We start from the raw sequence: 13,153 nt of genomic DNA, 5'->3' as shown, positions 1-13,153 counted from the left end.
AGTGTCCTACTGGTTGGTGGCTGTCTGACCAATGGCGACCATGCCCGTCAAGAATGACGTCGGCCCAGTCGTATCGTTGACGGTGATGCCATCGTCGTTGATGATGTTCTCGTACCCGCCACGCCCTGCGATGATCCCTGCCGTTACGTTCGTAATGAGGACATCTGCGCTTGTCGGTGCCTGGACCATGCAGTGAGCGCTGGGAGCGGTGGCCATCGGGTTGAACGAGGCGAAGAACAGAGCGTAGTTGCATAGCCCTGTGGCGTTGTGCGAAGTGACGGAGTCGGCTACGAGGTAGACCGGATAGCCGTTCTTGGTGCCGCTCATCCAGGAGGCTTGATCAGGCACGTCGTAGGGGAACTCGGACTCCAGGAAGATCGTCCTGCCGCCGTTGCCATTCCAGATGACCTGCTCCTTCTGGTAGTGCTCAACGTAAAGCCCCATTGCAGTGACGTCATCCCCATTGACCACCAGGCCATGATCGGCGAGATTGATGGTCCAACCCGTGGTGTCCTCAGGGTTGTCGTTATGATCGCCGCGCCACAACCATGTGTGATCGATCAGGACATGGTTCTGGTTCACCTCCACGCTGGTGGTCGCACCCCCCCCGGCGTAGGCTGCGCCAGTGGGGATGCGGACAAAGATGTCGCTCAGGGTGGTGGGATTGGAGGCCTCCCCCAGGTGGGCGCCGGTGGGGCCCACCTGGATAAGGGTCTGAGACGGCACTGCATTGCTATCAACAATCAGTGCGGAAAGGATGACACCAGGGACATCGTCAACAACGATGGCGGCAGTGCCGGTGGTCGGTGTGACGGTCGCCATGCCCAGGCCCATGATCACCGTGTTTGCCTTGGTGACATGCAGGGGCTCGTCCACCTCGTATACGCCGGGCGTCAGGATGACGCTTTTGCCACTGGCGAGAGACGTGTTGATGGTTTGAGCTGTATCCGTGGGCTGGGCGATAAAGATGCTGCTCATGGGAAGGGCCGTGCCGTCCGAGCTGCTTGTTCCCCAATGGATGCCTTGGGTGTTGGTCCGTGCTTTGGGGACAAAGACTTTGGCCGCAGTGCCATCGTAGAAGAGGAAGGGGGCTTCGCGGGTGATGGGTGTGGCATCGAGCACGGTTTTGTCACCGGGGGCGAAGGTCGGCTCTGGAGCTCCCGTGACTCCGGAGAAGACGAAATTGCCAGCATGTCCTTGCCATCTGGCGATCACGCTGTCCCGGGTAAAGTATTGGGCTTGGCCAACACTGGGGCTGGTATCGGTTGTCCACCCGAAGCCTGCACGCACCTCGCCCTCGATGTGACTGTTCCCAAGGAAGGTCCCGAAAGACTGCCCTCCGGTCAGATCGAGGTTGCCCATCATGTGGAGGCGTCGGAGGGGGCAGGCCTGGGAGGTGCTCCATCGCATGGTGAGGATGTCTTCGTCTGTCTGGATGGGGACGATCTTCATGTTCGACAGCGAGCGCCAGAAGGTGGCCAAGGCGCCTTGCCCCTGGGCACCGGCACGCAGGTTGCCGTTGATGGTCACCTCGTCCGGCGAGGCCCCCAAGCCCTGCACGGTCATCATGAATCCGATGGGTGAGTCGACTTGCCCGGTCGCTTCCGCAGGGAAAAACTGCCCACTGTCGTCCCCGTAGGTGCCGGGCATGAAGAGCACCGCGGCGCGCTTCTCGTCGAACCCGGTGGATTGGGCCGCCAGATCTTGCAGGGTGGCATTGATCTCCGTCACGGACATCGCAGGCGTGATCACCGTTACGTTTGGACCCAGGTCCGGCATCGATTGGGGGGACGAGGTCGTGTGTGTGCTGCCCCCGCAGGCACTCAGTATCAGGACGAGGGGAACTGCAAATGGCAGCCCAAAACGAGGGGAATGAACTTTTTTCATGGCGATGCCGCCCTCCTGGATAGAGGTGATGTAATATTCCGGGAGCAGGGCTTAAAAGTGCCATGAAAACAGGCACTTAATGGGGCCTTGTGCCGGGTTGAATTGAAGGTTGTTTTAAACGATACCCGGGGTGAATTGGGTAATATAGTGTTTCGGGAATGAAAAAAATTATTCGAGTGGATCAAATTTGGAGATAGCCGTTTGGGTCCATCTTGGAGGGGGAATGGACGTTCGCCATCTTCGGTGTTTCCTCGCAGTTGGGGAGCACCTCAATTTCACCAGGGCGTCGCGCCACGTCTGCTTGACACAGTCTGCGGTGAGCTACCAGATCTCGGCGCTGGAGAGTGAACTTGGGGTGAAGCTCTTCGATAGGGCACCGCACTCTGTCCACTTCACCCCGGCCGGTCGCCATTTCTACGATCGGGTCAGGGAGATCCTGGCTTCCTACGAGGGTGCCGTCATCGATACCCGGCGGATCGCCTCCGGGGTCACTGGGATAATGTCCATCGGTTTTCTCGGCGCCGTAGAATCCCGCTTTTTGCCACTGTTTATCAGGCGTTTCCGTATGAAACACCCGGACATCACCCTTCGGATCGAGCACTTCGATCTCGCCCCCTTGTGCGGCTCCCTGGCGAATGGTGATCTGGATGTTGCTTTCACCCTGGCCTTGGGTTTGCCTTTCCAGGCCGAGCTTCAAACGCGGGTTCTCGCCCGGGAGCCTCTGGTGATCGTGATGCCAGCTGATCATCCCCTTGCCGGGCGGGAAGCCCTGGCATACAGGGATCTGGTAGATGAGTGTTTCGTGGAGCTGGTCCAGCCCCTGAATGCACCGGCTCACACGCGTTTGGTGGAGGTGTGCCGTAGGCAAGGCTTCACTCCCCACACCATTGAGCGTTTTCTCGGGCTGGACGCCCTTTTCCTGGCTGTGGAGACGGGTGTAGGCATCGCAGTGTTCCCGAAATACCTAGCGGAGGCCCGCGCCAAGGAACGTTTGACCATCGTCCCGATCTGCGGGGAGGACTCGACGGTGGATTGTGTCGTGGCCTGGCATGCGAACACCCCCAACCCTGCCGTATCGGCTTTCATCCGGGAGTTGGGGGTGCTGTGACTCGCCATGGAGGCCAGAAGGGATCAGAGCGCTCCGCGCAGTGCCGCGAAGGCGGCCTCCAACCCCTCGGGCCTCGTTCCACCCCCCTGGGCCAGATCCTTCTTTCCACCCCCCCGGCCATCAATGTGGGGGGCCATGGCCTTGAGGAGGGCACCGGCATCGGCCTTGCCCGCCAGATCGGGGGCGACGCTCACCAGGAGGGCCACCTTGTCCTCGGCGACCTTGGAGGCGAGGGCGATGACGGCAGACTGGTGGCGGGTGCGGGCTTGATCCATCAGCTCGCGGAGGGCTGATGCCTCCAGACCCTCCACCTGGGCGGTGACCAGGGTAAGTCCCTTGATCTCCTCCACGGTTTCGCTGGTATCGGAGGCGGCCTTGAGCTTGGCTTCCTTCAACTCCTTCTCCAAAGCGGCGATGCGGGCATCCTTGGCGGGGAGCAGGCTCTCCAGGTTCTCACGGCCCGCGTTGGCCTGCCGCGAGAGATGATGAATCAGGGCTTCGTCTTCCTGGAGGCGCTCCAGGGCGGCCATGCCGGCGACGGCTTCGATGCGGCGTACGCCAGCAGCTACGGCGCCTTCGGACACGATCTTAACGCAGCCGATCTCGCCGGTGTTGGCGACATGGGTGCCGCCGCAGAGTTCCTGGCTGAAGCCGGGAACCGACACGACCCGGACCTCTTCGCCGTATTTCTCGCCGAAGAGGGCCATGGCTCCCAGGGCCAGGGCATCCTCGATGGGCATGCTCTGACTCTTGGTGGGGATGGCCCGGAGGGTCTGCTCGCTCACCATGCGCTCGATCTCGAGGGTTTGGGCGGGTTCCAGCGGTGCGAAGTGGTTGAAGTCGAAGCGGAGGCGATCCGCATCCACCACGCTGCCGGCCTGCTTGACGTGGGTGCCCAGCACTTCCCGGAGAGCTGCGTGGAGGAGGTGGGTGGCGGTGTGGTGGGCCCGGATACGGGCGCGGCGTTCCTCGTTAACCTGGGCCAGAACCGCATCGCCTTCCTTCAGGCGACCGGAGCAGTTCACCCTGTGAAGGCTGCGCTTGGGGGCGGGGGCGGTGGTCTCCAAGACCTTGGCGCTGCCGGTTTCGAAGCTCAGGGTGCCGGTATCTCCGGTCTGTCCGCCGCTGGTGGCGTAGAAGGGAGTGGTGTCCAGGAGCACCGAGCCCTCGCCCGTGAGTTCCTTGACGCGCTTGTGGTTCAGGTCGAAGAGGGCCAGCACGGTGGCCTGGGCCTCCAGGGTCTGGTAGCCCACGAACTGGGTGGCCGGGAGGTCCGCCAGCACGGCGTAGTCACCCTGGATCCGGACATCGTGGGCCTTCATGGCGGCGCGGCTCTTGGCTTTCTGCTCGGCCAGCTCGGTCTGGAAACCTTCCAGGTCGGCCTTCAGGCCCCGCTCCCTGCACCAGTCCTCCACCAGATCCACCGGGAAACCGAAGGTGTCATAGAGCTTGAAGATATCGGTACCGCAGAGGGCGCCGGAGGAGATATCACAGGCTTCGAGCTGGCGCAGGCCGGCGTTGAGGGTGACGCTGAACTGCGCCTCCTCGCGGGCCAGGACCTTCTGGATGCGGGGGAGTTCTGACCCCAATTCCGGGTAGGCATCCCCCATGGCCTGGAGGACGGCAGGCACGAGGTCCGCGAAGAAGAGGCCTTCGATGCCAAGCTTCTTGCCGAAGCGCAGGGCTCGGCGGGTGATCTTGCGCAGGACGTACCCCCGGCCTTCGTTGCTGGGCACCACACCGTCATAGATCATGAAGGTGGCGGCGCGGATGTGGTCCGCGATGACCTGGGAGGCGGTGCGGTTGGTGTGCTCACGCCGTTCCTCGGGCTTGATCCGGGCGACCTTCCAGATGGCCTCGAAGATGGGGGCGAAGAGGTCGATCTCGTAGTTGGATTCCACCCCCTGGAGGATGGAGGCCACGCGCTCCAGGCCCATGCCGGTGTCGATGCTGGGCTTGGGCAGGGGCTTGAGGCCACCCTTGCCGTCCTGCTCGTACTGCATGAAGACCAGGTTCCAGATCTCCATGGTGTCGTCGCCATCGCCATTGACCAGCTCCGGGCGGTTGCCCGAGACGTCCTTGGGGCGGTAGTAGTGGATCTCGGAGCAGGGGCCGCAGGGGCCGGTGTCGCCCATCTGCCAGAAGTTGTCCTTCTTGCCGAAGCGCAGGATGCGGTCCGCAGGAACCCCGGCCTGGATCCAGAGCTGCTCTGCCTCAGTGTCGGCGGGGATGCCCTCGGCGCCCTCGAAGACCGTCACCCAGAGGCGGCTGCGATCCAGGCCAAGATTTCCCTGGGAGGCCGGTCCGGTGATGAACTCCCAGGCGTAGCGGATGGCATCGGCCTTGAAGTAGTCGCCGAAGCTGAAGTTGCCCAGCATCTCGAAAAAGGTGTGGTGGCGGGCGGTGAAGCCCACGTTGTCCAGGTCATTGTGCTTGCCGCCAGCCCGGAGGCACTTCTGACTCGTGGCAGCCCGGGTGTAGTCCCGGCGCTCCTTGCCCACGAAGACATCCTTGAACTGCACCATGCCCGCGTTGGTCCACATCACCGTGGGATCGTCCGCGGGGCCGATGACGGCGCTGGAGGAGACCAGGCGGTGGCCCTGGGCGGCGAAGTAGTCGAGAAAGCGCTTGCGAAGCTCAGAGGTCTTCATGGGATGGGTTCACTCCAGAGGGATTAGCCGAGATGTGGCCCATAGGCCACCCCACAGTCTACCTGGAGGCACCCTTGGGAGCCGCTGAAGTTGTCCTGCCTCAGGGTTCTCGCCCCTGCGGTGGATCTGACTTTACCTAACGCTGTGAGTAGCGACGCTCCCAAAGCTGGAGCTCGGCGGCGTAGGTTTCGGTGGCGCAGAGGGGGGCAGGGCGGGGGAGGGCAGGGAGGCCATGTCGGCGTTCCCAGGCCTCTTCGTGAGCGAGGCAACGGATGGCGAAAGAGTCCAGGATGCGGGCTTCGCCGGGCTCGAAGGTGTTCACGGACTTGCAGGAACGGCACCTCATGTTCTGGGCCGTGAAGGTCAGGGGGATTTCGACGGGGCTTCCACACTGGGTGCAGCGCAGGTCCTTGGGAAGCTTTGGGGACAATCGAGCCCACAGGATTCGGCTGGCGTCAGCCTTGGTGCGGATCTCAAAATCATCGAAGGCATAGGTGATCCATTCCCTGAGCCGCTCCAGCTTGGCGTGCTCGGTGTCCAGGACCTGCCGGTTATAGGCCTCCGTCCGCTCGAAGGCGGGGGCCACTTGCTGGAACCAAGCGTCCTCGGCCTTGGCGCTGAGGTCCAGGAGCCGTGTGCGGATGGCGGGGAAGACGTTGCCCATGGTGAAGGGGTCGAAGCCCCCCTGTTCGAAGACTGTCATGCACCCTGGTCCGGCCTCCCCAAGAATCTCTTCGACCCTCTCCCGGATGCGGGCCAGGAATCCATCCCAGCGGGTGCGCACAGCCTCAAGGTCCTCACCCATGTGTCATCCAAACAGATTGCCGCCGCAGTAGCGGCAGAGGGTTTCCTGGTCATGGCTGCGGGGGGAACCGCAGGTTCGGCAACGCAGGGTCATCATTCTTCGCGGTTTCGCCTTGGACATATGGCGTACCGAAGACCCCAGGGCCGTGGCGAAAACCGAGTCCATGGTCGGCCTGGGTTTCACTTCAGCCGCATAAGCGGCCGCCTCGTGCTCTGCCTGGTGACGGAGCCGGTGGCCGAAGGCTCGAAGCTCCGATGAGAATGGATGGGCGTCGCTGAGTTGCTCGAGCTCCTCATGGATCCTGTCGCACCAGGCTCTGGTGGCTCGTTCCACTTCGTGAAGAGGGGCTCCACCGCTCTGGCCGAACCCTTCCAGGGCATCCCGGCGTCGCTGTTCGGGGGAGTTGGGGGTGATCCCAAGGCTCACCAATCTTCGATCCCAGGTCCCATCCCCCTCCGGCCCGGAAGCCAGGGCCTCCTGGCGGATGGAGGCAAGGCCTGCTTCCAGGCGACTTTGAAGTTTCGCAAGTTCACTCTGGAGGTGAGCCTCCGGGGCGGGCTTCTTTTGAAAGATCAAAATTCGAGGTCCTGATCGTTCTTGGCCAAGGCGTACTTGGCGCGGTATTTTTCCGAAAGGGTCGTGTGCTCTTCCAGGATGGCAGGGTTCCGTATGGCATTCTGGTTGAACCACTCACCCCAGTGCTGGCCAGCGTTGACATAATCTGACAGCGACATCCCCAGCTGCTTGAGCACCGCCTGGGGGTCCACGCCTGCGGATGTGGCAGCACTCATGGCCTCGGTGGCTTCGATGTACTCCTCCCAGGAGAAGGCAGGGGTTTCAGTGGTGCCGCAGGCCTCATTGGAGGCTGGCATGAAGGCCTTGCCATATTCCCCCGTGAGGGTGAAGGTCGTATCCACGGCCATGCGCTGGTTCCATGCCTCGGAGACCCGGTCGTACTTGGCCTGATCCATTCCACTCTCCCGCAGGAGCACCGCCAAGTCCTGTCCGGCGACCATGCGGGCCACGATCCGGCCGTAGTCCTGGATACTGACGCCCTCGATGGGTTCCAGCAGGCCGGGGTCCGTGGCCACCAGGGTGGCGTGCTCCTGGGTCCTCATGGCTGCGGTTTCCGCGTTGAGGCAATCCTGGAAAACCTCGCGCCAGGCCTGCTCTCCACGGGTGGCGACCAGGTGGTTCTGGTGCTCGGTCCAGGCCTCGTTGAGGCGGCGGAAATGGGACTCATTCTGGATGCCGTACTGGTAGAAAAGGTCTTCCCGCTTTCCCTCGTCTTCCCACGCCTGCTCGATGCGTCGACTGGCGATGAACCACTCTTCTGGGCTTTCGTCGAAATCGAAGGGCGATTCCTGTTCCTGCTGAGGGTAGGCGTGGATGGGCTGTGTATCCCGTTCCGCCTCTCCGGTGGTGACCAGGCCTTTTAGTCGGTCGAACAAACCCATGAACATCTCCTTGTGTGGAGTTCCATGATGTCAAGCTTATGGCGATGGCGCTAGTGCTTGAAGTGACGCATGCCGGTGAAGAAGAGCCAGACCCCGAGCCGCTGGGCGGCCTCGATGACCTCAGCGTCGCGGTTGCTGCCGCCGGGCTCCACGATGGCCGTGACGCCATGCTGGACCGCCAGTTCCAGGCCGTCGGCGAAGGGGAAGAATGCATCGCTCCCCAGCACCGCGCCGCGGGCGCGATCCCCGGCCTTACGGCATGCGATGTCCACGGAATCCACGCGGCTCATCTGCCCGGCGCCGGCGCCCACGGTGCCGCCGTCTCGCACCAGGGAGATCGCGTTGGACTTGAGGGCCTTGGCGACGGTCTGGGCCAGCACCAGATCCCGGTCCGAGGGACGGGGAGCCTTGCCCTCCGCCTTGAGCTCCCACTGGGCAGGGGGCACGAACTGGTCGTCGGGGTGCTGCACGAGGAAGCCTCCGCCGATGCTTCGGACGTCCATGCCGTTGACACCACTGGGCCAGCCAGAGGCCGTCTTGAGGAGGCGCAGGCTGGGCTTGGCCTTGAGGACGGCCAGGGCCTCCTCCGTGAAGTCCGGCGCCAGGATGACTTCCCAGAAGGTGGGGGCCAGGGCCTGGGCTATGGCTCCGTCCACGACCCGGTTGAAGGCCACGATCCCACCGAAGGCGCTCATGGGGTCCGAAGCGAGGGCCTTCTGGAATGCCTCCAGGGGCGAATCGGCCAGGGCGACGCCGCAGGGGTTGTTGTGCTTGACGATGACGCAGGCGCTTTCCTGGAACTGCCAGGCCAGCTTGGCGGTGGCGTCGGCATCCAGGAGGTTGTTGAAGGAGAGTTCCTTGCCCTGGAGCTGGGTGCAGGCCGCCAGGCCCTCCGCGTCCTTGCCTGGGCGGGTATAGAATCCGGCGCTCTGGTGGGGGTTCTCGCCGTAGCGGAGGCTCTGCTTCCTGGCGAGGCCCAGGGAGATGCGCTTGGGGGGTTCCGGGCTCTCCTCGCCCAGACGCTCGGCGAACCAGGCCGCAATGGCGGCGTCATAGGTGGCGGTGCGCTGGTAGACCTGGAGGGCGCAGCGGCGGCGATCTTCAATGCCCCAGGTGCCGTTCTTGGACTTCTCAATAAAGATGTCGTAGTCTGCGGGGTCCGTGAGGACGGTGACCGAGGCGTGGTTCTTGGCGGCGCTGCGGAGCATGCTGGGGCCGCCGATATCGATCTGCTCGATGCAGTCCTCGAAGCTGACCCCCTCCCGGGCGATGGTGGCCTCGAAGGGATAGAGATTCACCACCACGAGATCGATGGGGTCGATGCCCAGGCGCCTGGCGTCCTCCACATGGGAGGTCTCTTCCCGACGGTAGAGCAGTCCTCCGTGGATGCGGGGGTGAAGGGTCTTCACGCGGCCTTCGAAACACTCAGGAGCGCCGGTGTACTCGGCCACTTCCTGCACCTCGATCCGGGCGTCCCGCAGGGCCTTGAGGGTTCCGCCAGTGGCCAGGAGGTGCCACCCCATCTCCTTCAGCCCCTGGGCCAGGGGCAGGAGGCCCGTCTTGTCGAACACCGATAGGAGCGCGGTAGGCATGCTTTCCTCTAAAAGGCCATTCTCCCACGCCGGAGCCATTCTTAGAACGATCCATGCGGGGCTTGAGAATTTGCGTCATGGGTCGATGATGGAATCCGGAGGGTTCCATGGATGTCCAGGTTGAAGTCCAGTTCACGATCCAGCACACCCTGGACGAGTTGAGGGCCGAGTTCGTCAAGCGGGGACACATTCCTTCGTGGCACCGGATCGCGGATACGGACCTGAGGCCGGATCTTTTTTTCGAAACCCGGATCGTGTCTGTGAACCTCTCGGGCGAGGCTGACCGCTTGGCCTGGTTCATCTTTTCGATGGAGGCCTGCGGGGAGCTGCGGAACCGGATCGTGATCCCCAACGTTGTGCCATCGGGGGTGAAGGTGGACTATCCATCCCTGGACGACTTTCTGGCCTTCTGCCGGCACTGTCTGGTGGCTTCGCCGACCAACGCCTAGCCGAGCTGTTCCATAATCAGGGGGCCCAACCCCCCCGGGAGTCCCATGCCTACGATCAAGATCAACGACCAGACCGTTTCCGTGGAACCTGGCACCCTGCTGATCGATGCCTGCAAGCAAGTCGGCGTCGAAATCCCCCACTACTGCTACCACCCGGCCCTGAGCCCTGTGGCCACCTGCCGCATGTGCTTGGTGGAGATCAAGGGGCAGCCCAAGCTGGCCACCTCCTGCACCACTACCGCCGCCGAGGGCATGGAGGTCTTCACCAACAGCCCGTCCGTGGCGGATGCCCGGGGCGGGGTGATGGAGTTCCTGCTCATCAACCACCCCCTGGACTGCCCCATCTGTGACCAGGCCGGGGAGTGCAAGCTCCAGGACTACAGCTATGCCTTCGGCTCCGGCGACAGCCGCATGGTGGAAGCCAAGCGGCGCTACGCTTACGAGGAGTTGGGCGCCAAGATCGTCATCGACAAGAATCGCTGCATCCATTGCACCCGCTGTGTCCGCTTCACTCAGGAGGTGAGCGGTGGCGCGGAGCTGACGGTGGCCAACCGGGGAGCCAGCCTGGAAATCACCACCTATTCCGGCAAGACTCTGGACGGGAATCCCCTGGCGGGCAACGTCGTGGATCTCTGTCCTGTGGGGGCTCTCACAAGTCGGGACTTCCGCTTCAACAAGCGGGTCTGGTTCCTGAAGCCCGTTCCCACCATCAGTCGGCATTCCGCCATGGCGAGCCCCATCTGGGCAGATGTGGACCAGAACCGGGTCTGGCGTTTCCGGCCCCGCCCCGAACCGGGCAGGCCTGCCACCCAGTTCCTTTTCGATGATGAACGCGCTGCCTTCCATCGCTATGACCTGGATCCCGCCGATCGTCTGGCGAAACCCCTTCTGAACGGACAGCCTGCGGCGGTGGAAGCCATCGCGGAGGCCCTCCGGGGAGCCGGGAAGGTCGCGGTGGTGGGGCAGGGCACCTTTGGTTGCGATGCCGCCCAGCGTCTGGCGCTGCTGGCTTCGGATGCCCTCTGCTTCGGTACCGGGGATCTCACCCATGCCATCTCCCACCCGGAGCTTCAGAAGAGCAGCGACGGCATCTTCAACCGGCGGGGTTTCAGTGAGCGGGGATTCCGTTTCGGGCGTCTGGATGCACTTCTGGCACTTGCGATCTCCGGGCAGGTGGGGGCCGTCGTTCTGCTGCACGATGCCGAGTTTAGCTCCCCAGGGGAGAAGGCCGTGCTCAGGGCCCTCCTGGAGGCCGTGCCTTTCAGTTTGGCCCTGGAGCCCATCCCTTCTGAACTGGGCGATCTCGCCTCAGCCCGGCTGCCCGTGACCACCTACCTGGAGGAGAGTGACTCTGTCCTCACCCACGATGGCGTCCTCCGTCGCTACCAGAAGGCCCTCCAGGCCCCCAAGGGCGTGAAGACGGTGCCGGAATGGGTCAAGGAGCTGATGAAGGGGTAGGACGAGCCCTGCCTACGGGAACCAGAGCCCCGCATCCGGCGGGTTCGTGCGGCCATTCTTGACATAGGGGTCGCCGGGTTCGATGGTGCAGGCCTCTTCGACCGACCTGGGCCAAACGGGGATCTTGCAGGTGGCCATGGCGAACTTGCGGCCAATCCAGGCCATGAGAAAGATGGGGGACAGCAAGATCTGGAAGAGGATCTGCCCGTTCACTTCGAGCCAAAGGCGCTGCAGGCCCAGGATGCGGGGTTCCTTGCGCTGGTCAATGGGCAGGCAGTAGTCCAGAAGCTCCCAGGGCTCCTTCGGGCCTTCTTCCATGTAGCGGCGCAGGTATTCCCAGTAGGCGACCACCGTGTCCTGGGAGGTGGAGCAGGGCCGCCGCATGTACCAATCATTACAAAATCGATCAAATCGGCTAGATTCCGCGTAATTCAACCGGAAGTGCCCATTTGATACTTGTACTTTATAGCCAGCTATGGCATGACGTTCTATGGAGATCTTCCCATGGGAACCAAAGCCAGAAGCCTCGTCGATCACCTCGAATCGTTGCCCGATCCCCGGAGCATGCGTGGTCAGCGGCACCTCCTTCTCGACATCATTCTCATCGCCGTCCTGGCCGTTCTCTGTGGTGCTGACAGCTGGGAGGACATCCACCGCTTCGCCAAGTCGCAGGAGGCATGGCTCAGAACCTTTCTCTCGCTGCCCAACGGTGTGCCAAGCGCCGACACGATCAACCGGGTGTTCATCCTGCTCGACCCCAAGGCCTTCACAGAGTGCTTCCTCTCCTGGGTTCGCGACGTACGGAAGAAGGTTCCTGGGGATGTTGTGGCCCTGGATGGTAAGACTCTCCGGGCATCGCTTGCAGCCGGTAAGTCGGCCCTGCACATGGTCAGCGCTTGGTCCTCTGCGAACCATATGGTGCTTGGACAATGCGCCGTCAACGAAAAGAGCAACGAGATCACAGCTATTCCCGCACTCCTCAAGGTTCTGGATCTGAAAGGGTGCATCGTGACGATTGACGCCATGGGGTGCCAGAAGGGAATCGCCAAGGGGATCGTGGCCAAGAAGGCCGACTACCTTCTGGCCGTCAAGGGCAACCAGGAGCGCCTCCACAAGGCCATCAAGGTATGCTTCGAGCGGCTGGATGCCAATCTGGCTGATACTGCCCACGGCAGCGCCGAATCCTTGGAGTCTCGACGTGGCAGACATGAGCGGCGCCGCGTGACCACCCTTGATGCCGTTGAGCAACTCCCGGAGGACATCCTCCTGGAATGGCCCAAACTGGAGACGATCACGCGAATCCACTCAGAATCCCTGCGCGACGGCAAGCCTGCCCTGGAAGAACGGTTCTACATCACCACCTTGCCCATGACCCAAGCCGAGGCTATTGGTTCGGCCGCCCGCCATCATTGGGGCATCGAGAACAAGCTCCACTGGGTTCTCGATGTGGCATTTCGGGAAGATGCCAATCGGACTCGGAAGGGAAGCGGCCCTGAGTGCAGCGCGGTCCTCCGCCATATCGTGCTGAATCTCCTCCGGCAGGACCCGAACCCCATGGGAAGCATCAAGTTCCGCAGGATGCAGGCCGCCATGTCGCCGGATTATCGTATGGCTGCTTTGCTTGGATTCCCACACTATGGAGAGACGACCTCTATCTAATAATTCCATCATGCGGTGGCCCGTGCGCCAGGCCAAGCCTGGATGAGGAGGAAAGATGACATAGCTCAACTTGAAACCTCGTGATTG

The 13,153-nt window shown here is 62.7% G+C and carries 11 protein-coding genes; 4 read left to right on the top strand and 7 right to left on the bottom strand.

Features of this window, described 5'->3' with window-relative positions:
• Positions 1-6 precede the first annotated feature (6 nt).
• Positions 7-1,737: a hypothetical protein gene (locus HOLFODRAFT_RS20485; RefSeq protein ID WP_052572532.1), complete on the bottom strand. Its 1,731-nt coding sequence runs from the start codon at positions 1,735-1,737 to the stop codon at positions 7-9.
• 373 nt (positions 1,738-2,110) lie between these two features.
• On the opposite strand from HOLFODRAFT_RS20485, the gene HOLFODRAFT_RS20480 reads away from it, so the two are divergent.
• Complete coding sequence (locus HOLFODRAFT_RS20480; protein ID WP_005038444.1) at positions 2,111-2,995, top strand: LysR family transcriptional regulator; 885 nt, start codon at positions 2,111-2,113, stop codon at positions 2,993-2,995.
• Positions 2,996-3,018: 23 nt separating this feature from the next.
• On the opposite strand, the gene alaS is transcribed toward HOLFODRAFT_RS20480, so the two are convergent.
• The 5 genes from alaS to purH form a co-directional block, all read right to left on the bottom strand.
• Entirely contained in the window at positions 3,019-5,646 is a 2,628-nt protein-coding gene (gene alaS / locus HOLFODRAFT_RS0210155; protein WP_005038441.1) for an alanine--tRNA ligase, read from the bottom strand.
• Between the two features lie 136 nt (positions 5,647-5,782).
• Positions 5,783-6,451 (bottom strand): hypothetical protein, encoded by a 669-nt coding sequence (locus tag HOLFODRAFT_RS0210150; RefSeq protein WP_005038439.1) that lies wholly within the window; start codon positions 6,449-6,451, stop codon positions 5,783-5,785.
• A gap of 3 nt (positions 6,452-6,454) precedes the next feature.
• Positions 6,455-7,027: a hypothetical protein gene (locus HOLFODRAFT_RS0210145; RefSeq protein WP_005038438.1), complete on the bottom strand. Its 573-nt coding sequence runs from the start codon at positions 7,025-7,027 to the stop codon at positions 6,455-6,457.
• Complete coding sequence (locus tag HOLFODRAFT_RS23000; protein ID WP_005038435.1) at positions 7,024-7,908, bottom strand: hypothetical protein; 885 nt, start codon at positions 7,906-7,908, stop codon at positions 7,024-7,026. The genes HOLFODRAFT_RS0210145 and HOLFODRAFT_RS23000 overlap by 4 nt, the downstream gene beginning before the upstream one ends.
• A gap of 50 nt (positions 7,909-7,958) precedes the next feature.
• The gene (gene purH / locus HOLFODRAFT_RS0210135) at positions 7,959-9,500 is read right to left on the bottom strand and encodes a bifunctional phosphoribosylaminoimidazolecarboxamide formyltransferase/IMP cyclohydrolase (protein ID WP_005038433.1); all 1,542 of its coding nucleotides are present in this window, start codon (positions 9,498-9,500) and stop codon (positions 7,959-7,961) included.
• Between the two features lie 107 nt (positions 9,501-9,607).
• On the opposite strand from purH, the gene HOLFODRAFT_RS0210130 reads away from it, so the two are divergent.
• Positions 9,608-9,949, top strand: coding sequence for a hypothetical protein (locus tag HOLFODRAFT_RS0210130; RefSeq protein WP_005038432.1), 342 nt, complete (start codon positions 9,608-9,610; stop codon positions 9,947-9,949).
• A 45-nt stretch (positions 9,950-9,994) separates the two neighbouring features.
• On the top strand, positions 9,995-11,407 hold the full coding sequence (locus HOLFODRAFT_RS22995; RefSeq protein ID WP_005038430.1) for an NADH-quinone oxidoreductase subunit G: 1,413 nt from the start codon (positions 9,995-9,997) through the stop codon (positions 11,405-11,407).
• Positions 11,408-11,419: 12 nt separating this feature from the next.
• Here the strand turns inward: HOLFODRAFT_RS22995 and HOLFODRAFT_RS20455 are convergent, their stop codons facing one another.
• Positions 11,420-11,791, bottom strand: a complete 372-nt coding sequence (locus HOLFODRAFT_RS20455) for a DUF6708 domain-containing protein (protein WP_005038428.1) — start codon at positions 11,789-11,791, stop codon at positions 11,420-11,422.
• A gap of 120 nt (positions 11,792-11,911) precedes the next feature.
• Here HOLFODRAFT_RS20455 and HOLFODRAFT_RS20450 point away from each other — a divergent pair, with 120 nt between their 5' ends.
• Positions 11,912-13,066: an ISAs1 family transposase gene (locus HOLFODRAFT_RS20450; protein WP_005038426.1), complete on the top strand. Its 1,155-nt coding sequence runs from the start codon at positions 11,912-11,914 to the stop codon at positions 13,064-13,066.
• Positions 13,067-13,153: the final 87 nt, after the last annotated feature.

The organism is Holophaga foetida DSM 6591 (assembly GCF_000242615.2).
GTDB lineage: Bacteria > Acidobacteriota > Holophagae > Holophagales > Holophagaceae > Holophaga > Holophaga foetida.
The sequence above is the reverse complement of the archived record's forward strand: the minus strand, read 5'-3'. Positions and strand labels throughout refer to the sequence as shown.

What these genes read in the sequence shown, in the direction of transcription:
- HOLFODRAFT_RS20480 (WP_005038444.1), top strand. Translation starts at nt 2,111, where the DNA reads ATGGACGTTCGCCATCTTCGGTGTTTCCTCGCAGTTGGGGAGCACCTC.
- alaS (WP_005038441.1), bottom strand. Translation starts at nt 5,646, where the DNA reads ATGAAGACCTCTGAGCTTCGCAAGCGCTTTCTCGACTACTTCGCCGCC.
- HOLFODRAFT_RS22995 (WP_005038430.1), top strand. Translation starts at nt 9,995, where the DNA reads ATGCCTACGATCAAGATCAACGACCAGACCGTTTCCGTGGAACCTGGC.
- HOLFODRAFT_RS20450 (WP_005038426.1), top strand. Translation starts at nt 11,912, where the DNA reads ATGGGAACCAAAGCCAGAAGCCTCGTCGATCACCTCGAATCGTTGCCC.
- HOLFODRAFT_RS0210150 (WP_005038439.1), bottom strand. Translation starts at nt 6,451, where the DNA reads ATGGGTGAGGACCTTGAGGCTGTGCGCACCCGCTGGGATGGATTCCTG.
- HOLFODRAFT_RS20455 (WP_005038428.1), bottom strand. Translation starts at nt 11,791, where the DNA reads ATGCGGCGGCCCTGCTCCACCTCCCAGGACACGGTGGTCGCCTACTGG.
- purH (WP_005038433.1), bottom strand. Translation starts at nt 9,500, where the DNA reads ATGCCTACCGCGCTCCTATCGGTGTTCGACAAGACGGGCCTCCTGCCC.
- HOLFODRAFT_RS20485 (WP_052572532.1), bottom strand. Translation starts at nt 1,737, where the DNA reads ATGTCCGTGACGGAGATCAATGCCACCCTGCAAGATCTGGCGGCCCAA.
- HOLFODRAFT_RS0210130 (WP_005038432.1), top strand. Translation starts at nt 9,608, where the DNA reads ATGGATGTCCAGGTTGAAGTCCAGTTCACGATCCAGCACACCCTGGAC.
- HOLFODRAFT_RS23000 (WP_005038435.1), bottom strand. Translation starts at nt 7,908, where the DNA reads ATGGGTTTGTTCGACCGACTAAAAGGCCTGGTCACCACCGGAGAGGCG.